The sequence below is a fragment of the Gilvimarinus gilvus genome (genome assembly GCF_030518155.1).
GTDB lineage: Bacteria > Pseudomonadota > Gammaproteobacteria > Pseudomonadales > Cellvibrionaceae > Gilvimarinus > Gilvimarinus gilvus.
This window is the reverse complement of record NZ_JAULRU010000797.1, coordinates 42,374-64,496: the sequence shown is the minus strand read 5'-3', so window position 1 is coordinate 64,496 and position 22,123 is coordinate 42,374. Positions and strand designations below refer to the sequence as shown.

24 protein-coding genes are annotated in these 22,123 nt (G+C 52.6%); 16 read left to right on the top strand and 8 right to left on the bottom strand.

Features of this window, described 5'->3' with window-relative positions:
- The first annotated feature begins 32 nt into the window (after positions 1-32).
- From QWI17_RS20455 to QWI17_RS20435, 5 genes are all read left to right on the top strand, one after another.
- Complete coding sequence (locus QWI17_RS20455) at positions 33-719, top strand: alpha/beta fold hydrolase (protein WP_302724380.1); 687 nt, start codon at positions 33-35, stop codon at positions 717-719.
- Positions 720-1,104: 385 nt separating this feature from the next.
- Positions 1,105-2,517, top strand: a complete 1,413-nt coding sequence (locus QWI17_RS20450; protein WP_302724379.1) for an ATP-binding protein — start codon at positions 1,105-1,107, stop codon at positions 2,515-2,517.
- Positions 2,518-2,524: 7 nt separating this feature from the next.
- Positions 2,525-3,211, top strand: coding sequence for a response regulator (locus tag QWI17_RS20445; protein WP_302724378.1), 687 nt, complete (start codon positions 2,525-2,527; stop codon positions 3,209-3,211).
- Between the two features lie 609 nt (positions 3,212-3,820).
- Positions 3,821-4,183: a hypothetical protein gene (locus tag QWI17_RS20440; RefSeq protein ID WP_302724377.1), complete on the top strand. Its 363-nt coding sequence runs from the start codon at positions 3,821-3,823 to the stop codon at positions 4,181-4,183.
- 78 nt (positions 4,184-4,261) lie between these two features.
- On the top strand, positions 4,262-5,278 hold the full coding sequence (locus QWI17_RS20435; protein WP_302724376.1) for a DUF4405 domain-containing protein: 1,017 nt from the start codon (positions 4,262-4,264) through the stop codon (positions 5,276-5,278).
- Between the two features lie 69 nt (positions 5,279-5,347).
- On the opposite strand, the gene QWI17_RS20430 is transcribed toward QWI17_RS20435, so the two are convergent.
- From QWI17_RS20430 to nagA, 4 genes are all read right to left on the bottom strand, one after another.
- Positions 5,348-6,271 carry a histone deacetylase family protein gene (locus QWI17_RS20430; protein WP_302724375.1) on the bottom strand — a complete coding sequence of 308 codons (924 nt, stop codon included), beginning with the start codon at positions 6,269-6,271 and terminating at the stop codon, positions 5,348-5,350.
- A gap of 35 nt (positions 6,272-6,306) precedes the next feature.
- Positions 6,307-7,512: a DUF5009 domain-containing protein gene (locus QWI17_RS20425; protein ID WP_302724374.1), complete on the bottom strand. Its 1,206-nt coding sequence runs from the start codon at positions 7,510-7,512 to the stop codon at positions 6,307-6,309.
- A 63-nt stretch (positions 7,513-7,575) separates the two neighbouring features.
- Entirely contained in the window at positions 7,576-8,367 is a 792-nt protein-coding gene (gene nagB, locus QWI17_RS20420; protein WP_302724373.1) for a glucosamine-6-phosphate deaminase, read from the bottom strand.
- A gap of 15 nt (positions 8,368-8,382) precedes the next feature.
- Entirely contained in the window at positions 8,383-9,534 is a 1,152-nt protein-coding gene (gene nagA, locus QWI17_RS20415; protein WP_302724372.1) for an N-acetylglucosamine-6-phosphate deacetylase, read from the bottom strand.
- 285 nt (positions 9,535-9,819) lie between these two features.
- Between nagA and QWI17_RS20410 the strand changes: the two genes are divergently transcribed.
- Positions 9,820-10,452 (top strand): RpiB/LacA/LacB family sugar-phosphate isomerase, encoded by a 633-nt coding sequence (locus tag QWI17_RS20410; RefSeq protein ID WP_302724371.1) that lies wholly within the window; start codon positions 9,820-9,822, stop codon positions 10,450-10,452.
- A gap of 78 nt (positions 10,453-10,530) precedes the next feature.
- Here QWI17_RS20410 and QWI17_RS20405 read toward each other — a convergent pair whose 3' ends face one another.
- Positions 10,531-11,349: a universal stress protein gene (locus tag QWI17_RS20405; RefSeq protein ID WP_302724370.1), complete on the bottom strand. Its 819-nt coding sequence runs from the start codon at positions 11,347-11,349 to the stop codon at positions 10,531-10,533.
- Positions 11,350-11,372: 23 nt separating this feature from the next.
- Here QWI17_RS20405 and QWI17_RS20400 point away from each other — a divergent pair, with 23 nt between their 5' ends.
- Both QWI17_RS20400 and QWI17_RS20395 read left to right on the top strand, forming a co-directional pair.
- The gene (locus QWI17_RS20400; RefSeq protein WP_302724369.1) at positions 11,373-11,618 is read left to right on the top strand and encodes a hypothetical protein; all 246 of its coding nucleotides are present in this window, start codon (positions 11,373-11,375) and stop codon (positions 11,616-11,618) included.
- A gap of 9 nt (positions 11,619-11,627) precedes the next feature.
- Positions 11,628-12,101, top strand: coding sequence for a MaoC family dehydratase (locus QWI17_RS20395; RefSeq protein WP_302724368.1), 474 nt, complete (start codon positions 11,628-11,630; stop codon positions 12,099-12,101).
- Positions 12,102-12,116: 15 nt separating this feature from the next.
- Here QWI17_RS20395 and rnt read toward each other — a convergent pair whose 3' ends face one another.
- Positions 12,117-12,725 carry a ribonuclease T gene (gene rnt, locus QWI17_RS20390; RefSeq protein WP_302724590.1) on the bottom strand — a complete coding sequence of 203 codons (609 nt, stop codon included), beginning with the start codon at positions 12,723-12,725 and terminating at the stop codon, positions 12,117-12,119.
- 54 nt (positions 12,726-12,779) lie between these two features.
- Positions 12,780-13,820, bottom strand: coding sequence for a dihydroorotase (gene pyrC, locus QWI17_RS20385; protein ID WP_302724367.1), 1,041 nt, complete (start codon positions 13,818-13,820; stop codon positions 12,780-12,782).
- A gap of 134 nt (positions 13,821-13,954) precedes the next feature.
- Here pyrC and QWI17_RS20380 point away from each other — a divergent pair, with 134 nt between their 5' ends.
- The 4 genes from QWI17_RS20380 to QWI17_RS20365 all read left to right on the top strand — a co-directional run bounded on the left by QWI17_RS20380 (position 13,955) and on the right by QWI17_RS20365 (position 17,279).
- Complete coding sequence (locus tag QWI17_RS20380) at positions 13,955-14,851, top strand: MotY family protein (protein ID WP_302724366.1); 897 nt, start codon at positions 13,955-13,957, stop codon at positions 14,849-14,851.
- Between the two features lie 222 nt (positions 14,852-15,073).
- Positions 15,074-16,462, top strand: coding sequence for a Do family serine endopeptidase (locus QWI17_RS20375; RefSeq protein WP_302724365.1), 1,389 nt, complete (start codon positions 15,074-15,076; stop codon positions 16,460-16,462).
- A 105-nt stretch (positions 16,463-16,567) separates the two neighbouring features.
- The gene (locus tag QWI17_RS20370; protein WP_441294599.1) at positions 16,568-16,819 is read left to right on the top strand and encodes an FAD assembly factor SdhE; all 252 of its coding nucleotides are present in this window, start codon (positions 16,568-16,570) and stop codon (positions 16,817-16,819) included.
- A complete protein-coding gene (locus QWI17_RS20365; protein ID WP_302724364.1) occupies positions 16,782-17,279 on the top strand; it encodes a protein YgfX in 498 nt (165 codons plus the stop codon). Before QWI17_RS20370 ends, QWI17_RS20365 begins: the two co-directional genes overlap by 38 nt.
- Here QWI17_RS20365 and nadB read toward each other — a convergent pair.
- Positions 17,260-18,888, bottom strand: coding sequence for an L-aspartate oxidase (gene nadB, locus QWI17_RS20360; RefSeq protein ID WP_302724363.1), 1,629 nt, complete (start codon positions 18,886-18,888; stop codon positions 17,260-17,262). The genes QWI17_RS20365 and nadB overlap by 20 nt on opposite strands.
- Positions 18,889-19,185: 297 nt before the next feature.
- Here nadB and rpoE point away from each other — a divergent pair, with 297 nt between their 5' ends.
- The 4 genes from rpoE to QWI17_RS20340 all read left to right on the top strand — a co-directional run bounded on the left by rpoE (position 19,186) and on the right by QWI17_RS20340 (position 22,089).
- Complete coding sequence (gene rpoE, locus QWI17_RS20355) at positions 19,186-19,779, top strand: RNA polymerase sigma factor RpoE (RefSeq protein WP_302724362.1); 594 nt, start codon at positions 19,186-19,188, stop codon at positions 19,777-19,779.
- Between the two features lie 185 nt (positions 19,780-19,964).
- Complete coding sequence (locus QWI17_RS20350; protein WP_302724361.1) at positions 19,965-20,621, top strand: sigma-E factor negative regulatory protein; 657 nt, start codon at positions 19,965-19,967, stop codon at positions 20,619-20,621.
- A 2-nt stretch (positions 20,622-20,623) separates the two neighbouring features.
- On the top strand, positions 20,624-21,631 hold the full coding sequence (locus tag QWI17_RS20345; protein ID WP_302724360.1) for a MucB/RseB C-terminal domain-containing protein: 1,008 nt from the start codon (positions 20,624-20,626) through the stop codon (positions 21,629-21,631).
- A gap of 2 nt (positions 21,632-21,633) precedes the next feature.
- Complete coding sequence (locus QWI17_RS20340) at positions 21,634-22,089, top strand: SoxR reducing system RseC family protein (protein WP_302724359.1); 456 nt, start codon at positions 21,634-21,636, stop codon at positions 22,087-22,089.
- The last annotated feature ends 34 nt before the right edge of the window (positions 22,090-22,123 follow it).

The following is a 22,123-nucleotide window of genomic DNA, read 5'->3' as shown; positions in this document are numbered from 1 at the left end:
GTGGTTTTAGCCATTAAGATTGGAGCAAGAATGTGCGATTAGTTTTATTGCCGGGCATGGATGGAACCGGTGATTTGTTCGCTCCACTACTTGCTGAGCTGCCCCAAAAATATTGCACCGAGGTGGTGTCGCTAAATAGTCTTTCGGCTGAATCGTATGATGGTCAGGTGCGACTTCTAGTTGAAAAATTATGGAATAATGAGCCTAAAGTACTAGTAGCTGAATCCTATTCTGGGCCGTTAGCGTTACAGCTGTGCCAACAATTACCAAACTGCGTTACTGCCGTTATTTTTATTGCGAGCTTTACAGGGCCTCCCTCGCCATACTCTAAGCATTCTCATAAAATACCGCTGGGTTTGATGTCTTCTGGCCCAGTCAGTCGGGTCGTCCTCAATTACTTGGGTTTTGACCGAAAGGCGACGCAGGATCAGCTGTCGAGAGTTTTCCAAAGCGTTGAAAAAACAGGTATGCCGAAGATGCGCCAACGTTTACGTAATATCTCTCGATTAACTAACCTAAATGTAAGTGTAAATGTACCCGCTTTGTATATTCGTCCGAAAAATGATCGTTTTGTTAGTCTAGACACGGTCAGGCAAGTCGCCACTACCTTTTCAAGTACGGAGGTAGTGGAGCTACAAAGAGGACATTTCATTGGGCAGCATTCCGCGAAGGAATGCGCAGGGCAAATTGATCGGTTTCTACTGGAAATTATTGATTAAGGAATGTAATTCCTAGGTTGATTGCATATGGTCTCTTCATGATTATTGCATTCTTTTTGTGGGCCGTTAACGGGTCAACGCAGAAAACCAGTGCGTAGTCGCCTAGAGTGTGGTTATGAGGGTAGCGCTGGGGTTGATCTTAAGTTTGCGACGCTAAGCATAACTATCAATATACGCGCCTATTGCTGCATGGGTGTTGGTTTGGCAAGCTATTCCCCGTTCCCCGTTCCCCGTTCCCCGTTCCCCGTTCCCCATTCCCCATTCCCCATTCCGTCCCAATTATGCAAATACTGTGAAACTGCTATCGCCAAAGGTGTTTTGGCTGTTCAATTGACGGCTAAATCCCTAAGATACACGGCAACTGATATATTCGGGACGGTTCACTATGCGCATCAATGTCGGTGGTAAGCTCTGGCTCGCCTTTTTTTGTACCTTGACGTTAACGGTTCTCACGATGTACGTGATGCTGCACAGTAGCCTGAAACGTGGGTTTTTGGACTACACCTCTGCGCAGTCGATACAGCGGCTTGAAATCTTGCAAAGTGCATTGGTCACTATTTATCGAAACGAAGGTACTTTCGCAGGCTTGCAGCGCGACCCGGAACGCTGGCTACAGGTTAAATCTATCATTTTTTCCGACAGCCCTGGCATGTTCCCGGACGTTGGCTCTACTGCCGAGCATCAACAAATATCGCAGAAGTTTTACCGCGAATTTGTCAGCAGCATCAGCCTTTTTGGCCGTGAAAAAAATCTTTTGATGGGCGTTATCAAGCCAGAAAAAACCATAAGCTGGGTGCCACTGATTGATCAGGGCGTGACACTGGGGTTTATTGGCTTTGTTAAGCCAGATGTTGTAGTGCGAGAAGTTGACCAGAAATTTATGGCCCACCAGCTCACTTTCTTCGGTACGATCAGTGTCGTGATCTTAATTGTCTCAATTGGTGTTGCAACCTTCTTAACACGCCGAATTAGTCGCCCGATAGTTGCGCTATCGACCTACACCGAAGCGTTGGCCTCGGGTGATTATCGCCAGCGCCTGGAGGTCAAAAGCCGCGATGAAATTGGCCAGCTGTGCGACAACTTCAACCGGTTGGCGCAAGCACTGGAAGCCAATGAAAAATCGCGAGCTAACTGGATTGCCGATATTTCCCATGAAATGCGTACGCCGGTTGCGGTGCTTAAGGCGCAAATAGAAGCCATGCAGGATGGTGTGAGACCGCTCGATACAGAGGGTTTAGCGCTGTTAGAGCAAAAGGTCTCGGGCTTGAACGCCCTGGTGGATGATTTGTTTGAGCTGGCGTTGTCGGATATTGGCGCGCTGAGTTACCAAAAACAACCGTTGGAGTTCGACCGCGTGGTTGCGTCGTGTGTCGAACAATTCCAGGCCAAAGCCGGCTATGCCGGTTTGAGGCTTAGTCACCTTTTACCCCCGGGTGGCCCGATACGCATGCACGGCGATGCTAAGCGGCTAGGGCAGCTGCTCAACAATTTACTGGAGAACGCCACGCGGTATACCAGTACGGGTGGTGCAATTGAGGTAGAGCTGTCTGAGAATGCCGATACAGTAACGCTTCAGGTTCGCGACAGCGCGCCCACAGTGCCGCCAGAGCAGCGAGAGAAGATTTTCGAGCGGCTCCACCGACTGGAGAATTCACGTAACCGGAGTACCGGTGGGGCTGGTTTGGGGCTGGCCATTTGTACCAATATCGTCATGGCGCATCAGGGCCGGATTTATGCCGAAGATTCCCCTTTGGGCGGGTTATCTATTCGGGTAGAATTGCCCAAACAATCACAGTAGCGATCTAATGACACAAGCTCCACTTATTTGCGTTATCGAGGACGAACAAGACTTGGCTCAGTTGCTGGATGATTACCTGAGTGCCAATGGCTATCGGACCTTGCAGTTTCACACGGGCGATGGTGCCGAAGCCTGGTTGATGGAGAATCAAGCGGATCTGATCCTGCTGGATTTGATGTTGCCCGGAGTTGATGGGCTACAGATTTGTAAAAACCAGCTTAATCGCAATGCCACGCCTATTATTATGATGACGGCAAAAGTCGAAGAAATTGACCGCCTACTGGGGTTGGAACTCGGCGCTGACGATTATATCTGTAAGCCCTATAGCCCTCGGGAAGTTGTCGCCCGGGTAAAAGCTGTATTGCGTCGCAGTCACAGTGAAGCGGTTGCATCGCCAGAGGGGAAGTCGTCCATAAGTTTGGATGAGCACCGACAGGAGTTGATTTTATTTGGCAAGACAGTCGAGCTGACGGCTATTGAATTTAAGCTGTTCGCACTGCTGTATTCTCAGCCGGGTCGAATCTTTTCCCGCCAGTACATTCTCGACAATATCTATCAAGATTATCGCGTTGTCAGCGATCGAACCGTAGATAGCCATATCAAAAAGCTTCGCAAAAAATTGGTCACTTCCGCCCAGGATATTGAGTTGATTCGCTCGGTCTATGGCAGTGGTTACAAATTTGAAACCCCCTAGGGCGTGGTTTGAGCGCACATTTGCCGCGCTATGTCGCTGGCAAAGGAATCCGGTAACGGAAACCACCTTGTCCGCCGCGACAAGTCACAGCAAGTAACAACAAAGCAAAGCAAGTTACAACAACCGCATGCTTTAGGCCACGCTTTGTGTGAAAAGAGTTTTTCAACAGCCTGCCAAGCACTAACTAGCAGCGCTCAGTTCTCGCCTCACTTGCTAAGCTTGCACATTCCTTTCACATTTGTGCCACTTTCCTTCCCCAATGTTAGCGCAATCTAGGGAAACTCTGAGTGAATCCTTGCGGCCTCTGGCTTTCAGGAGTTCTTGCTGGCAAGGCGCGCGATCGAGTCGGGCTGGTTGCCCGTCGAGTGAGCGCAACGCAGTCAGCGAGAACTCCTGAAAGCCCCGAAGGGCGCGGCCTGGCGCGGGCATTCTCGGTGTTGGCACCTTGCTAAGGGCTACGGCCATTAACGGCGATTGCCGCCTAGAGACTGCTCCTCGCCAGATTGCGCAGAGACCACAAGGATTCACTCAGAGGTTCCCGATGTCCCCGGCGATAACCTACAAGGTAAGCGAGCGGGGCAGCAGATGATTCACAATGAGGAAAGAATGATGAAAAAATTAATTTTGATCGGTCTGGCTGTTATTGGTATTAGCGGTGTGGCTTACGCCTCCTCTTATGGAGAAGATTGTAAAGGTGCCAACCGTTTCGTTGAGAACCTTAATCTAGACGAAGCACGAGCGTACGAAGTTGATCAAATATTAAACTCCTACAGGCAGGTTGGGGAATTGGCCATGAGCGGTGAGTTTGACCAGATTCCAGTGTTTATTGACGAGAAAAATGCTGAGCTGGCGACCGTTCTGACGGACGAAGAAATGATTCAGTTCAAGGAAAATATAGGTGAATGGGCCGCGGGGAAAGATTTCTCTAAATACAAAAAGTTTGCCGAAATGGCTTTTTCTGACAAGCATTGATTAAACCGAAGTACGGCCGGCCCAACAAGGGCCGGTTAGTGACAAAGAATCACAATAATACTTTTGCAGGGCCGCACTATGAATATCAGATCCGCAACTACCATTACTATATCAATTGTTTTTATTACCCTGATGACAACGGGTATTTTGCTTTACGCTTTACCCTGGAGTTACTTCGTTGGAGCGATTCATATTTGGGCCTCCATATTCTTTATCATTGGCACCGGTTTGCATTTCAAAAATAACCTTAAGGTTTACCTCAGTCATCTGAGTAAGCGAGCCGGCAAAAAGACTTTGGTTGGCTGTGGAGTAGGGTTCTTAATAGTAGTCGTTGGTTTAATGCTTGCATTGCCACCCTTTGCCACAGTTATGGAAACGGCAGAAACTTTAAGGAAGCGAGGACTGCCAGAAACATCCGAATACACGTTGACCGATTTAACGGGCGATACCGATTTACCTAAGTTGAATTTATTTCTGAAAGCGGGTAGCGCGTATGAGTCCGAGCCGCAACCAGTGTTTTGGACGATTACCTATACCAGTATTCCACAGGTGGCAGTCTGGATGGAAACATTGGATGGGCAGTATATTGATACGCTGTACGTTACCGGTAAAGTTTCCAACTCGGGTTTTGGTGAAACCGATGCGGGCCCCACCCGTCGGCCTGAAGCACTGCCTTACTGGAGCCATAGCCGAGGCATTCAAGAGGCGGATGGCTATTACGCACCGGTCAATGAAAATGCGGATTTGGACGGTGTCAGTGGCGCCACACCACAAAGCGATTCATTCATATCGTTAACCGCGCCACGTATGGGCGAGTATCGGTTATTAGTAGAAGTTAACCGTAGTTATGACTTCAACGAGTATTACAGTAAAGATCGTTTCCCGGAAGATCCTATTTACAGTGGCGATGGCTCTTCAGGTCAACCATCCTTAGTCTACGCAACAACAATTGACTCGAATGAATCACGCAAATACTTGCTCGATTTGATTGGCCGCGGTCATCACTCCGGCGCAGACGGTGAGCTCTATACTGATTTGGAAAACATCAGTACCGCAAAGGATATCCTCAGCTTTATTGTGGCTGATGTTGAGTAGATAACAGGTCAAGTGGCGGGGCTTGTGCACGACTGGAGCAAGGGGAGGTTGTTGTTTAGCGGTTACGCACTACAACTTTCCCAGCGCTTTTATATGCGCAACCGCGCTGCGTCCCAGTGCGGGCAAGTCGTATCCACCTTCCAACATAGAAACAATGCCCCGGCAAAATTCATGATCATCCATATATTGGCGCAACTGCTCAGTGACCCAGCTGTAGTCGGCTTCGGTCAGACTGACAGACGACATATCGTCTAATACATGAGCATCAAACCCGGCGGATACCAGTAACAACTCAGGTTGGAATTTCTCAAGGGCTGGCAGCCAGTATTCTGTAACCGCCTGGCGAAACTCAGGGCCCTTGGCCGTCGCATCAAGTGGTGTGTTAATAATGTTTTCGCGTTCGGTTTCTAACCTTGTGTTGGGGTAAAAGGGGTGTTGGAAAGAGGAGCAAAAAAGCACACGGGACTCTTGCCGGAAAATATCTTGAGTGCCGTTGCCCTGGTGCACGTCAAAATCCAGTATTGCAACGCATTGCAAGCCGTGGTCGAGTGCATACCGGGCGGCGATAGCAATATTGTTGTAAATGCAAAACCCCATCGCCCTGTGTCGTTCGGCGTGGTGTCCGGGCGGGCGTACATTGCAAAACACCGTACTGGCTGTACCGGCGAGAATCAGCTCCACAGCTTGCACACCACTGCCCGCGGCATGGCGGGCGGCAACCATAGTGTGTGGGCTCATCCAGATATCGTCATCAAAAACGCGAATGCCCGTGGCCGGTGGCAAGTTGTCGAGGGAGGCGAGGTAGTCGGAGTCGTGCACCGCCAGTAACTGCTGTTGGGTGACTTCAACGGCGTCCCGCTCGCTAATAACGAATTCCAGACCGCTGGTAATCAGCTGGTTGCGAATGGCATCAATCCGCTCGGGGCACTCAGGGTGCCCCTCAGGGGAGAGATGTTGTTGGCAGCTCGGATGGCTAATGATGACGACGGTCATAGTTATTATTGTCGTTAATGAGTAGCGTGAATGGATTATAGCTTCAGTTTAACGCCCATTTTACTCACAAAGGCACCAATCCACATAATCGCAATGGAAAATACCGCGGCCCATACAATTCCCGCCAAGCCACTGTCGAAAAATGCCGGGCGATAGCTCACGCCGGCCAAGCCAACGGCCGCAATTAAAACGTAGGGGATCAGATACACTAACAGCGGGTTGGCCGCTGCCGGCGCAAAGAACTGGCACCAGCGGGTGTAATGTTTAATATCGACTATGTAATAGGTGGCCGTGAAAATCAGTGCACAGAAAAATATACTAAATAGCCCCCAGCTGGGAGTCGCCCAAATTTTTGAAATAGGACTCACTTGCCAACAGGCGAACGCGAGTGCCCCTGAGGCAACAATAAACAGCAACGCATTGCGTTTGAGTGACGCGGCGAGTACCTCGTTATAAAACAAAGTGGAAAGCGTGACACCGGCCAGTACGATGGCGGCATGGGTGTGGTTGTTATTGTTGTTGACCAGTAGCTGCAGTGCCGATCCTTGAAATTCTTGCACACCATCAAGCAAGAAAAATAAGCCAAGGAATCCTAGGGCGGCAACAATGAGAAAGAGTATGTGACTCACCGCGTTGGTAATCGTTAATGCAAATAGATAGACAATACTCGCCAGTAAATAGGCCCAACCGATCAGTCCGAGAATACCCCACCACTGTGTCGTCATTCCTTGATTTTGATTGCCTTCATACAAGAACCAAAGCAGCACCAGCAAGGCTCCGCCAATTATCTTGGGTATGTTGCTGGCCACCTTGGACCACCCCCTCGGATACTGGCACCACACGAGGAGTACGGCGCCGTACATAAGTAGTGTCCACAGGTCCATGGGAATCAGCATCGCCTGCTCATCGAAGCCGGCAATGGTGTTGACCATAAATACACCAATGATGATAAGGCTGAGGCTTCGAATCAGAACATGAAAAAGTAGTTGGCGTAAGTCGTCGCCTTTTTTAAGCCGCGCAGCACTGGCGAAAGGAATAGACATACCGACAATAAACAAAAAGGCGGGAAAGACTAAATCGACAAAGGTCATGCCATCGACATCCGCCGCGAGGTGCTTCATCCAGCCGGGTACATTGGCGATACCCGCCAATTCATTCACGAACACCATGGTAAGAATAGTGATGCCACGGAAGACATCAATCGACAATACACGCTTGGCTGCAATGTTGAGCTGTCCCATAGGGATTCCTTTTATTGTTGTAGTCTCTGGCCCGCGCATGGCGCGGGCAGATAGAGCAGGGCTTTACAGGCCCAGACGCTCCTCGAGCTTTTGGTTTTCAACTTCAATGTGTTTGTAAAATGCTTGGTCGGCAAGCCTGGAGGCCGCCTCCTCGTCGATAATAATCACCGCATCTTGGTGCAGTTGCAAAGCCGACGCCGGACAGGCAGCGGTTAGCGGTCCTTCGACAGTGGCGGCAATGGCGTCCGCTTTACTCGCTCCTGTGGCCAGCAAGACAACTTTTTTTGACTCCAGAATAGTGCCTATGCCCATGGTGATAGACAGGTGAGGTTGGTATTCACCATCGGCAAAGAAACGCGAATTATCGTTAATGGTATCGAGGGTAAGAGTTTTGACACGGGTACGTGAGGCCAAAGAGCTCGAGGGCTCGTTAAACCCAATATGGCCATTGCGACCTATGCCCAGCAATTGAATGTCAATGCCGCCGGCCGCGTCAATGTCGGCTTCATAGTCGTTGCACGCGGCGACTGGATCTTGCGCGTTACCCGGTGGCACCTGAGTTTTACTTTTGTCGATATCAACGTGATTGAACAATTGCTCGTTCATAAAGTAACGGTAGCTTTGCGGATGTTCGCCATCCAGGCCCAGATATTCATCCAGATTAAAGGTGGTCACCCCGGCAAAGGAGAACTCTTTCGCTTCACTTAGCTTAATCAGTTCCTTGTACAGGGCGACGGGGGTGGAGCCGGTTGCCAGGCCCAGTACCGAGTCGGGTTTCTTTTGCAATTGCTTCTTAAAAATATTAGCGCCATAGGCGGCAACGGCAGCGGCGTCTTTTAAAATAATAACTTTCATTGTTGCTCCGGCTAATCAGTGTTGTTTATAGTCGCCAGCCACCCATGTGGCCGTAACGTTAAAGTCGTTGGTAAAGTGCACAAGGTCTGCCCGGTAGTTGTCGTCGATTCGGCCCAGAGATTGATTCAGTCGCATATATTGAGCGGGGTAAAGTGACGCCATGCGCAGACATTCGCTAAGACTAATGCCAATCGCCTGATGGGCGATTCGCACCGCATCGATCATGCCGATGGCGCTACCGGCCAAATTGCCCTCGGCATTGACCAAAGCGCCGTCTTTTTCGAAAATCTCTTCGCCATAAATCGTAAAAGATTTCTGCTCACCGCCGACGGTCGACATGGCATCGGTCACCAGATACAGCTTGCCGAGCGGTTTGGCGTTCATCGCTACACGCACAGATCCAGGGTGAACATGGTGGTTGTCACAAATAATGCCGCACCAGGTGTTGGCGCTGTCGAGAGCCGCACCCACCACACCCGGTTCACGGCCGGTTTGCGGGCGCATGGCGTTGAACAGATGAGTAAAGCCAGACAGACCTTCGTCGATGGCCAACATCACATCCTCGTAGTGTGCGTTGGTATGGCCCGCCGCCACGAAAATACCAGAATCCACCAGCCGCTTAATCTGGCCGCTGGCGGCGTGTTCCGGGGCCAGCGTTACCATAATTTTGAAGCCTTCAATGGCGGTTAACCATTGCATGTCTTCATCTTCAATTTCACGAATGTATTTAGCGTTGTGGGCGCCACGTTTGTCCATGTCAAAGAATGGCCCCTCGATATGGATACCCAGTATGCCTTGCATTCGCGCATCAACCGCGTCGGCAACGGCTTTAACGCCGGCTTGATGTGTCGTCCGGGTATCGCTGATAAGGGTCGGTAGCATGCTGGTTGTGCCTGTGGGGCGATGACCATCGAGCATGCTTTGTAAGGCGCTAACACTGGTATCGTTGGTAAAGAAGGCGCCGCCGCCTCCGTTCACCTGCAAATCGATAAAGCCCGGCGCGATAATGCCGCCGTCGAGTTCAATGATTTCCGCGTCAGGGTAAGATTGGACAACGTTGTCATTTTCGGGCAGCGAAATAATGTTTGCGCCTTCGATAACCACGGCCCTGTTATCGAGAAACTGATCACCCGTAAAAATACGAGCGCCCACTAAGGCTTGTTTCATATGTTTATAACCTGTTGTTTGTATCGGTCGGGCATCAAACAGCAGCCCTGTACAGGCCTCATTATCGACCGGAATTGGCTATTTTGCAATCGAACGCGCGATTATCGTGCAACCCCCCTGCTGCGGCTAGCTCTCGGCACCTTCTGTTTTGGCGAGAATTGATCGAACTAAGTACAGATTGTTAATTTTGGTAAGGCCGCCTTGGTTGACCAGCAGCGGTTGGAACGCTAAAGTGGCCCCCTATTTGATCCCATCCTTTTATCTCTAACCAATCGAGAGTGTGATATGAAAATTGCGTTGATGAATGAGTTCAGCCAGGCAGGCAAGAACCCGATCATTCTCAAGGAACTACAAGCGGTAGCGGCCGAACAAGGCCACAGTGTTTTTAATGTTGGTATGGATGGTGATAATGACCATCGACTGACCTACATTCACTTAGGTGTGGCTGCCAGCTTGTTGCTGAACAGCAAGGCAATTGATTTTGTTGTATCGGGCTGCGGCACCGGCCAGGGTGCGTTGATGTCACTTAATGCGTATCCCGGTGTGTGCTGTGGCTACTGTATAGACCCGGCTGATGCTTATCTGTTTGCGCAAATTAATAACGGTAATGCTCTGGCGCTGCCCTTCGCCAAAGGCTTTGGTTGGGGCGCTGAGCTGAATGTACGCTACATATTTGAGAAAGCGTTTACCGGAGTGACCGGCCAGGGGTACCCACCGGAGCGTCGTGAATCCCAGGTGACTAACGCGGGTATTCTCAACGACGTGAAGGCCGCGACAGCAAAGCCGTATCTGGAGGGCTTAAAGGCTATGGATCCGGAGCTGATTAAACAGGCCGTGGGTGGTGAACGTTTCCAGCAGTGTTTCTTTGACAACTGTCAGGACGCTGACATTGAGGCATTGGTTCGCTCGTTTGTATAAACGCTAAGCGTTGTTTATCAGCACAAAAAAGCCCGCATTCAATTGCGGGCTTTTTTGTGGGGCTTCAAATGCACAGCATTAGCCGTGGTTGATAACCATTACGTCGGTGTCGAGCGCGTCAATTAGGCGCTCAGAAGTATTGCCGCGGCGGGTCTTGGTCATGCCGTTTTGACCCAGTGTACCCATAACGACCAAATCTGCATTGATGTCTTCAGCCACCTTTGACACTACGTCGGAGGTGTAGCCATTGTCGACGTGAATGCGGGCAGAGTCGACACCGGTTTCTTTGGCCAGACGGCCGCGGTCAGGGTAGCTCATGGAATCCATATAACCGTTCACCACGTGCATATCTGCATCGTAAATACCGGAAATGGTGCGTGCCGTTTCCAGGATTTTCTCGTTTAGCTCAATCTGCACATCGCGAGTGGCCTGGAAATTAACGGCTGCCAGTACCGTTTTACGCTCTTCACGGGCACCGGGTCGAATCAGTACAACCGGGCAAGAGGCCCCTTTCAGCAGCTCCCATTTGGACTCGGTGAACAGGAAGCGGCGGTTGGCGGTTTTGGCGTGCACCGGCAGGTAGATAAGATCCGCATTGGCACGTTTGGCAGCCTGCATGATGGACTCTTGCCACTCAGAGGACCAGGACACTTCGATCAGGTGCTCAACCCCAGCTTCGTTCAGTTGACTGCGGATTTGTTCTTCGAACCAGCTTTGATCGCGTACCAGATTGGCGTTGTAGGCGCGGGTATCAACCGCATCGCCATCAACGGCGACAAATACGTGAACGAAAGGGTTTACTTCCTGCAATTGCGAAGTGCGTTTGACCCGTTCAAGTGCGACGTGTTGTTCGTCGTTTGGGTCCACAACTACAAACATCTTCTGCTGCTTGGGCATGGATTCTCCTAGCGTATCCTTAGGTGGTGTTCGTAAGCGTAAAGGCGCTTTCTATTTTTGGTATTCGCCGGATGCTGATGCAAGACTTTACGCCAGCGGTGGCGATGCTTAACGGTGGTCCTTGCCAACTCGGCGCTACCCGCAATGCAGGTGTCACTGCCAAGTGGTCTGTTACCGTTCCAAGTCTCAAGCATATCAACTTGCCCGCCTCCTTGGTAGCGTATAAGTCACTCTCAGACGGTACAATAGCGCTTTTGTATGAAAATTAAGAGGCATTTATGACACAGCTCAAGATCACCGGCTTTGACGACTTACATATTGATCAAAGCGCGAGCTACAGCAAAACGCTAACCGAGACTGATCTGGTGCTATTTGCCGCCACCAGTGGCGATGTCAACCCCGTTCATTTGGACGCTGAATACGCTGCCGCCACCGTCTTTGGGGAGCGTATCGGTCACGGCATGTGGTTGGGTGCGCTGGTGTCGGCGGCAATCGCTACACAGTTACCGGGGCCGGGCTCGGTCTATCGGGGGCAGTCTTTGCAATTTAAGCAGCCCGTTAAAGTGGGGGATACGGCGACGGTAACCTTAAAAGTCGTTGGATTGAAAGCGCGGATGAAGCTCGTGACACTGGAGTGCCTGGTACACAATCAAGATGGCGTGTTGTTGGCGAAAGGCGAGGCGGATGTGATTGCGCCCGCGGCAAGCGGCACCTTAGCGGCGCCGGACTTGCCTGCTGTTCGGATCGATTAGTCTCGTTAGACTGACTTACAGCGGTGGCGGCCAGCCGCCCATTGTCTGCCAGCGGTTAACAATTTTACAGAATAGTTCAGCGGTTTTTTCCGCGTCGTAGGCGGCACTGTGCGCGGCGCTGTTGGAAAACTCAATCTCGGCCAGTTGGCAGGTTTTGGCTAACACTGTGTGCCCATAAGCCAAACCTGAGAGCGTGGCGGTATCGAAGCAGGAGAATGGGTGAAATGGGTTGCGCTTAATCTCGCAGCGCTCAATGGCCGCATTGACGAACCCCAAGTCGAAATGTGCGTTGTGGCCAACCATGACCGCGCGCGTACAGCCGTGTTGGCGTACCGCCCGGCGAATGCCCTGAAGCAACTCGGTCATGGCCATTTCTTCAGGCATGGCGCAGCGTTCGTCGCTGTCGAGATCAATACCGGTAAAATCCAGTGCCGATTGCTCAATATTGGCGCCTTCAAACGGATCAATATGAAATTCAAGCGTTTGGTCGGGTACTAAGAGCCCTTCGGTGTCCATGGTAAGAGTGACCGCTGCCACTTCAAGTAAGGCGTCACGGGCGCTGTTAAAGCCGCCTGTTTCGACGTCGACGACGACAGGCATAAAGCCACGAAAACGCTGCGCCATGGGCGATGCGTTATCTTTTTCAAACTCGGGGGGCTGTGGTTTCACTGCAGGTCCTTAAGCGTTGCGCGCCAGTTTCCAGTTCAGGGTTTCACCTGCGCACAGGGGAACAATGGTTTCGTCGAGGTAGGGCAATGTTTGCGGTAGCTGCCATGGCTCACGTTTGAGAGTTACGGTGTCCGTGTTGCGAGTCAGGCCGTAAAAATCGGGGCCAAAATGACTGGCAAAACCTTCGAGTTTATCGAGGGCTCCGGCGCGTTCAAATGCCTCGGCGTATAGCTCTATAGCGCTGTAGGCGGTGTAGCTACCGGCGCAGCCACAGGCCGCCTCTTTTTTACTTTTGGCGTGCGGGGCGGAATCTGTCCCCAAAAAGAATTTCGGGTTGCCGCTGGTGGCTGCTGCAATTAAGGCGTCCTGATGCGTCATGCGCTTGAGAATTGGCAGGCAGTAATAATGCGGTTTTATGCCGCCGACGAGCATATGATTGCGGTTGTAGAGCAAGTGATGAGCCGTAATAGTGGCCGCGACTTTGGGCCCCGCCGCCTTAACAAACTCCGCGGCATCTTGCGTGGTGATGTGTTCAAGAACAATTTTTAGCTCGGGGAAGTCTTTCACAACACCACTTAAAATCGTCTCGAGAAAGATTTTTTCGCGATCGAAGATATCGATGGCTGAGTCGGTTACCTCGCCGTGCACCAAAAACAGCAGGCCTTCGCGTTGCATGGCATCCAGGACCGGGTAGATATTCTTAACATCGGTGACGCCCGAGTCGGAGTTGGTGGTCGCGCCGGCGGGGTAGAGCTTGCAGGCAACAACCCCGGCGGCCTTGGCCGCAGCGATATCTTCGGGTTGCGTGTTGTCGGTCAGGTACAGCACCATCAGGGGCTCAAAGCGAGCATTGGCGGGTACGGCGGTGACAATGCGCTCGCGATAAGCGCGGGCTTGATCGGCATTGGTTACCGGTGGCACCAGGTTGGGCATGACAATACTGCGGGCGAACTGAGCGGCCGCATCGGGCACTGTGCGGGCAAGCGAGTCGCCGTCGCGTAGATGAATGTGCCAGTCATCGGGCCGGAGCAATGTGATTTCGTTTGTCATACCAGTACACGTCGGGAAGCTTAGAGGCGTGCATCCTAGCAAAAATGGCGCTAAAGCGCAGCAGCATTAGGCCGATAAGCTTATAGGTTCCTCCGGAATCCGGGTTTGTTTTTTATGTTTTGGGAGCATATTGGGTGATTAAACGCGCCATAATGACAGGTGTCGGGCTGCTGTGCTGGCTGGGGCTGGGACAGAGTTTTGCGGCGACCTATTCAGGTCCGATGGAAACCACCCGCTGGCAGGTGGATGCCAGCGTGTTCGCCTGCCGTATGCATCAAGACATTCCGTTATTGGGTGAAGCGGCATTCGCTCGTCGCGCCGGGGAATCTCAGCACTTTTATCTGACCGAACTTAACCGCCAGCTAAAACCCGGCAATGCCGAGTTGTTGTCGTTGACGCCGCGCTGGCGAGCCATTGGTCAACATTACTCAGTCCGTCCGCTGCCTATTGGTGAGGGGGACGTGGTGAGCTTGGATTGGCGTGAATCTCAGCAGCTTTTGCAAGAGCTGGTCGATGGTCGGCAATTATTGGTACGCGGTGATAGCTGGTACGAATCAGACACGCCGGTTAACGTTGTGATAGAGCCGATCCGTTTTCGTCAGGCGCTGAGTGAATATCAGAGTTGCCTGGCAGGGCTGTTACCGGTCAATTACGATCAAGTTCGTCGCACTTCGGTGCATTTTCCCGGTGGCACTGAAGAGTTCGATGACATTGACCGCGAAGTGCTGGATAACCTGGCTCGCTACGTACTGGCCGATGCTTTCATTACCGCTCTGGTGATCGATGGACATACCGACGGTTTGGGCCTGCGTTCGGAAAACCTGGAGCTTTCGCAAAAACGCGCCGAGTTTGTGGTGGCATATCTTACCGAGCGCGGGATTCCCGAAGATTTAATTGAAGTTCGTTGGCACGGCGAGCGCTACCCAATCGCCACTAACCGCACTCCCACTGGACGGGCCCAAAATCGTCGGGTGACCATTCGTGTCGACCGCTTTGAGCCAGACCCGGAAACACTCGCCCGAGCGGATTGAATCTGCCGTAATTGCCCCTATATCCCTTTTTATGTCTTGGCCTGACTTGCATGGGGCATTGCGATACTTTTTTGTTGTGCAATGGTCCACAGCGCGTCGGTTTAGGTAAAAAAGTATCAAGGCTTGGAATTTTCTCCAGGCACTTCTGTCAAAAACCGCGACATTCAATCCCATGGCGCAAGCGTGTGGGTATGGATCCAACGATACAGAGGTAGCGATTGCATGCAGCACAAAGTGTTGATGACACGAGTAATATTGAGCTTGGCTTTGGTTTTTTCTGCGACGGTTGCGCGTGCCGCATTACCTGAATTTACCGAGCTGATTGAAAACAGTGCGCCGGCCGTGGTGAAAATCACCACTAGCAAGACCGTGACCGGCGGATCTTCCTTTCTCGACCAAATACCGGAATCTCACCGCCGTTTTTTTGGCCAACCCAACCCCCAGGAGCGCAATGCGCAATCGATGGGGTCCGGCTTTATTATCGGTGAGGATGGCCATATTCTGACCAATAATCACGTCATTGACGGCGCAGATGAGGTCACCGTCCGGCTGTTTGATCAGCGCGAGTTCATCGCCAAGGTGTTGGGTGTCGACCCTTTGTCCGATCTGGCCCTGCTGAAAATCGAAGCTGAGGGTTTACCCAAGCTGGAATTTGCCAGCGCCGGCTCTCTAAAAGTAGGCCAGTGGGTGGTGGCCATAGGTTCGCCGTTTGGCCTCGACTACTCGGCCAGTGCTGGCATCGTCAGCGCGATGGGGCGTTCAATTAGCTCTAACGAAAGCCAGTATGTTCCTTTTATTCAAACTGACGTGGCGATTAACCCCGGCAACTCGGGTGGCCCATTGTTTAACCTCAAAGGCGAGGTTGTGGGCATCAATTCGCAAATCTATACCCGCTCAGGCGGCTCCAATGGTTTGTCTTTCTCAATCCCTGCGGATGTGGCCCAGGAAGTATTGGCGCAACTGATGGAGGACGGTCGCGTGCAACGCGGTTGGCTCGGTGTGTATATTTCCGATGTCAGTCGTGATCTGGCCATTTCATTTGGTTTGGAAAAGCCAATGGGTGCGCTGGTGAATGATGTGGAGGAGGGCAGTCCTGCAGAGGATGCCGGTTTATTACCGAGCGACATTGTGATTGCGTTTGACGGCAAGGAGGTGACCGACCCCGGTGCCCTGCCGCAACTGGTGGGGCGCGTATCCCCTGGTACGGACGTCGAGCTAACTATTATGCGCAAGGGCAAACGTGAAACATTAGCAGTGACCCTTGGGGAGCGTGAGTCCGGTGAGTCTGGTGCGGCTCCCAACAAGTCTCGTAGCGGTGGCGATTTAGACCGTCTGGGTATTAAAGTGGATGAAATTGACAGCCGCTACCGCGAGCGCTGGAGCATTGAAGGTGGTGCACTGGTGCGTCAGGTCGAGCCTAATTCGCCAGCGGCGCAGACCGGATTGCGCCCGGGTGATGTGATTGTTCAGCTCGGTTACGACGATGTCTCAGATGTTGACAGTTATATGGACATTATGAATTCTCTGGAGTCGGATAAGCTACACCCGATTCGTTTCTACCGCCGAGGTCAGCCCTTGATTCGCACCATTAAAATCGAGGGTGCAGAGTAACCGTTACCGCCCGCCCCCGAAGCCGTGTGGCTGAGCGGGGCGGTTTTAGTGTGCGGCTATTATAACTGCGGTATACTGCCGAAAATTTACTGTTCGGAGTGAGATGTGGAGCGCAACCGCCTGTTTTGGGGAAGCCGTCGTGGCATGCTAGAGCTAGATCTCGTGTTGCTGCCGTTTCTGGATAATGTTTACCCCAGTCTCGATCAAGCCGACAAGGAATGTTATTGGAAATTACTGGAGTGTGAAGATCAGGATATGTTTGCGTGGTTTATGCGCCGCGAGGACCCTGACGATCCCCAGCTGCAAAGGATTGTGAAAATTGTCAGAGATAATACAGGAATGCCCCGAGAGTCTTGACTCAACGCCGCTCGTCGATACGCAAGTGTCGGGCGACGCTTCCATTGATACCCTGATTCAACCCTCATCCCAGGTTATGCGCTGGCATCTTATCGTGCATGTCTGCGCCTTAATGACCTGTTTTTCGATCGTCTATTTTAAGTTGGCTGAATCCTGGTGGTGGGGGTGTATGGGCGCGCTGGCGATACTGGTTATCGGTGGCTTTTGGCGCTGGAGTATGCAGGGTTTGCAGCGGGTTTGGCACCTGCGAGTGGATCGAACCGGCTGGTACCTGGCGCCCGAAGGCGGTGAGTTTCAGCCGGTGCGGCTTATCGGTAAGGTGACCGTTTGGCGTCTGTTTGTCAGCCTTAGTTTAAGCGCAGGCAAAGGCTGTACGCACCTGTTGCTCGCTGCCGATTCTATGCCCCGTGAAGATTACCGACGTTTGCGGGTCTGGCTGGTTACTCAGATACTGCATTGACAATAACGTCTTGAGCGGCAAAGTTGGTGGGAACCAAAATAGTGTCGCGGGCGATAGGACTGAGTGTCGTGTGGTCCAGCGAGTAGTGTAGGCCCCGACTTTCTTTGCGCTCCATGGCTGAGCGGATGATTAGCTCGGCGACTGTGGTCAAATTGCGCAGCTCAATTAAATCGCCACTGACTTTATAGTTACTGTAATACTCGGCAATTTCTTTTTGCAGCAGTTTGATACGGTGGGTGGCTCGCTCCAGTCGTTTATGGGTGCGAACAATGCCAACATAATCCCACATAAAACGTCGCAGTTCGTCCCAGTTGTGCGAAATCACAACGTCTTCGTCCGAGTTGGTCACGCGCGACTCATCCCATTTGGGGCTGACGGCAGGCGTCGCCACCGAGCTTATTTTGGCTGTGATATGTTCGGCGGCCGACTGCGCGTAGACAATGCATTCCAGTAGCGAGTTCGACGCCATACGGTTGGCACCGTGGAGCCCGGTGAAAGAGGTTTCACCAATAGCGTACAGGTTTTCCAGATCCGTTTGGCCGTTGCGATCGACCACCACACCGCCGCAGGTATAGTGAGCGGCAGGCACCACGGGTATGGCATCTTTGGTGATGTCTATGCCAAATTCCAGGCAGCGTGCTTTCACCGTAGGAAAGTGTTCACTGATAAAGGCTTCGGACTTGTGCGAGATATCCAGATATAGGCAATCGCAACCGAGCCGCTTCATTTCATGGTCAATGGCGCGCGCGACAATGTCGCGCGGCGCCAGTTCGCCCCGCTCGTCAAAGTGCTGCATAAAACGCTCGCCGTTGGGTAACTTAAGGTAAGCACCTTCGCCGCGTAGCGCCTCGGTAATCAGAAAGCTTTTGGCTTTTGGGTGATACAAGCAGGTGGGGTGAAATTGATTAAACTCCATGTTGGCTACCCGACAGCCAGCGCGCCAGGCCATAGCAATACCGTCGCCCGACGCACTGTCGGGATTACTGGTGTACAAATAGACCTTGCTGGCGCCGCCGGTGGCGAGAACCACCATCTTGGCTTGAAATACATTGACGTGCTCGTCGGCACGGTTCAGGGCGTAGGCACCCGAAGCGCGTAGCTTGCGAGATCCTGCATCAGCCTGAGTGATCAGGTTTAGCGCGACGTGATTTTCAAAAATATCGATATCCGGGTGAGCTTGAACCTGCTCAATCAGAGTGCTGTGCACCGCTTTACCGGTGGCGTCGGCGCTGTGAATAATGCGTCTGTGACTGTGACCACCTTCTTGGGTCAAATGGTAATCGTCAGAGTTGGACTCGCGAGTGAAGGCAACCCCCTTTTCAATCAGCCATTTAATCGCGCTTTTGGATCGCTCCACGGTAAACCGCACGGCGTCTTCGTGACAAAGCCCTGCGCCCGCACTCAAGGTGTCGGCGACGTGGGCGTCTACCGAGTCCTGATCGTCAAGCACGGCGGCAATGCCGCCCTGAGCGTACCAGGTGGACCCTGTGTTGATGGCGCTCTTGCTGAGTACCGCTACTTTTGCCGTGTCGGCCAGACTTAGCGCCAGGGTTAATCCCGCGGCGCCGGAGCCGATGATAAGTACATCGTGGTTATGGTGTTGGTTCATACACGCTCGTCAATTCTGATCAGGAGCGAATTATAGCAAGTTGTTGTACGTTCCGCGTTGTGACCGCCCATCTTAACGATAGTTGGCCGGCGTCACCCCTGTCTGCGTTATAAATACGTATAATGGATGGGGAACTTCTTATAGTGAGTTCGGGTCTATTGGCGTCGATGGGGAAAGAGACGACAATCGTTCGCCTTTCGGGTTTGCCCGAACCATCGTGCGGGGCTACAGCGGGTCCGCACAGCGAAGAATTTGGATGTCACTCGCCCTGGGCGGCGGGTGTTTGGGGGTTAGAGCATGGCAGCGCAATCTGCGCCGGATACTGATCAGCAACTGGTCGAGCGAGTACAAAAAGGCGATAAACGCGCTTTCGACCTGTTGGTGCTTAAGTATCAGCACAAAATATTTTCTATTATTGGTCGCTATGTGCGCGACCAAGCCGAAGTGCAAGATGTTGCTCAGGAAGCGTTTATAAAGGCGTATCGTGCGCTGGCTAAGTTTCGTGGCGAGAGTGCGTTTTATACCTGGTTGTATCGCATTGCGATTAACACTGCAAAAAACCATTTGGTTTCGCGATCGCGTCGTCCTCCGGCGTCCGACGTCGAAATGGAGGATGCGGAATATTACTCGGGTTCAGACCTTCTCAAGGATGCTGACACGCCAGAAACCAGCCTTATGTGCGAGGAAATTCAGCGTGAGGTGGACGCCGCAATCCGCGAACTGCCTGAAGATCTGCGCTCGGCGGTGACGCTGCGCGAGATGGAAGGGCTTAGCTATGAAGATATTGCGGCTATTATGGATTGTCCGGTGGGCACCGTGCGCTCGAGAATCTTCCGCGCACGTGACGCTATCGACAAGCGCATTCAACCATTGCTGGAAAATTCTGAATAAAAACTGAATGGAGCCTGAACCTTTGCAGAAAGGCAGTGTCTGACATGGATAGCGGATGTAAAACTTTGTAATGACGCCCGTACTGCGCTATGTTAGCGTTCGTTTGCAACGGCGGGTATCGATTGACTGAGCACCGCGCTTAAGGGGTAACAACCTTAAAGCGTTGAATAAAGGTAATTGCGAGCATGACAGACACCTCTCACAAGTCCCAGTTGGCTGAATCTGTTTCCGCCATGGTGGACGGCGAAGCCAGCGAGTTAGAGTTTGCCCGGGTAATAAAAGCCAGCGGTGAGCAGCCTGACGTAAAGGCCACCTGGTCTCGATATCAAACTGCCAGCTCAGCGATGCGAGCCGATTTACCCGAGCAGTTAGCTCCAGCAGGATTTGCCGCTGGCATTAGCGAGGCACTAGAAAACGAGGCGACCGTTGTCACCGGCCGTATGTCACGAATTTGGCGCAGTATGGGGCAGGCAGCGATCGCCGCTTCGGTAGCGGGTGCCCTGGTAGTGGGCGCCCAGTTTTATCAAGCGGATGACCCGACGACCGATATGGTCGCAGGCGCTCCGACCGAGAAAACCATCACCGCTGCAGATGCATCATTACCTATTGGCTTTAACGCACCGGCTCTGCCCACCCGGCAGGTGAGTGCGCAATCGGTTTATCAGCCCGCGACACGTCGCCCGGTGGTGGTAGAGCCGCGCCGAGCCAGTGTTCAGGTTTCGACCGACGAGGTGCGTCATTATTTGCATCAGTTGCTGGAAGAACACACTGACCAAGCAGCGGTTAACAGCGCTTCCGGTACCGTGCCACACGCCCGGGTGCCCCTGATCGAAGAAGAGTAACCATGATTCGGCTAGCCGGCGCCTTGATGCTGATGGCTTTGTCCATCAGCGCTGTTCAGGCGCAATCCACGCCCCCCTCCAATGCCCTGTCTGACCCAAGCGCACCCAGCGATGAGGCTGCTATTCGCTCGGTCAGCGAGCTTTTGGTCAAAATGTCTGAGCATCGCCGCCTATTGAATTATCAGGGCACCTTTACCCATCAGGACATGATCGGGACGGAAAGCTTTCGCCTGCAACACTGGGTGAGCGAGGGTACCGAATACCAACGCTTGTATTACCTGCAGGGGCCTGAGCGCGAGGCGTTAATCAGTAAAGGCCTGGATTGTCGCATGATGGGGGAGCAGCTGATCGCCAATCGCGCGGATCAGCTGGCCACAGAGTTCTCGCGCCTGGAACAATTCTATAATTTTCGCGTGCTTGGCGCCGATCGAATAGCGGGGCGCGCGGCTACAGTGCTGCACATTGTGCCGCGTGATGCCTTCCGCTTTGGTTATCTCTTTAGCGTAGACCGGGAAACCGGGCTGGTGCTGAAGTCAATTTTGCTCGATGACAACCAGCGCCCGGTAGAGCAGTTTCAATATGTTCAGTTGGAGGTCGGGCTGTCGCCGGAAACATTCAGTGATGCCCAAGGTGCGCAAATATCGCACCGTATTACGGCTGAAGACGTTGCTAAGTGCAACCCTGCGGTTGACGACAAACCGGCTTCCTGGCACTTACAGTGGTTGCCGGACGGTTTTGCATTCTCGGGTCAGCGCCAGATCCGCGACGATGTCGATATGCTGATGTATACTGACGGCCTATCGACGTTTTCTATCTTTCTTGACCCCGTCGGCGGCGAAGTCGCCATCGAAGCGCGCGCTCAGCGCGGTGCCACCAATTTTTACCTCGGCGGTGTCCGCCGGGCTGGCCAGCTGTACCAGCTAACGGTGGTGGGTGAGGTGCCGGCCAGTGTCGCCGAGCGCGTGGGGCAATCTGTAGAAGCTGTTACTGAGCCACAACCTACAGGCTAACTATGCTGATTGAAACCGGAAAAGTTGTCGCTGTTGAGTCCGACGGCCTCTGGGTGGAGACTATTTCGCGCTCCACTTGTGGCAGCTGTGCGGCGCAAAAAGGCTGCGGTCAAAGCTTATTGGCAAAACTTGCCGGTCACACCACATACCTATGGGTGTCATTAGGTGGCCGCAATAGCGCTGATTATCAGGTCGGTGACGATATTGAGTTGGGAGTGCCGGAGGCGGTGGTTGCCAACGGTTCTTTGCTGGTTTACCTGTTACCTCTGATTACGTTGCTCGGTTTTACCCTTGCTGCCAGTGAGTTAGGCTGGGGCGAAGGTGCTACGACTTTAGCCGGTCTGTTTGGGCTTGTCGCCGGTGGTGCTTTGGTGCGCTGGCGGGCTCATGTCACACGCCATGACAGCCGCCTGCAGCCGGTACTGGTAGATGACCAACAAGTTGTTAGCGTGAGTTAATCCTAACCTGGCAGGCTTGGGGTTATTCAACAGC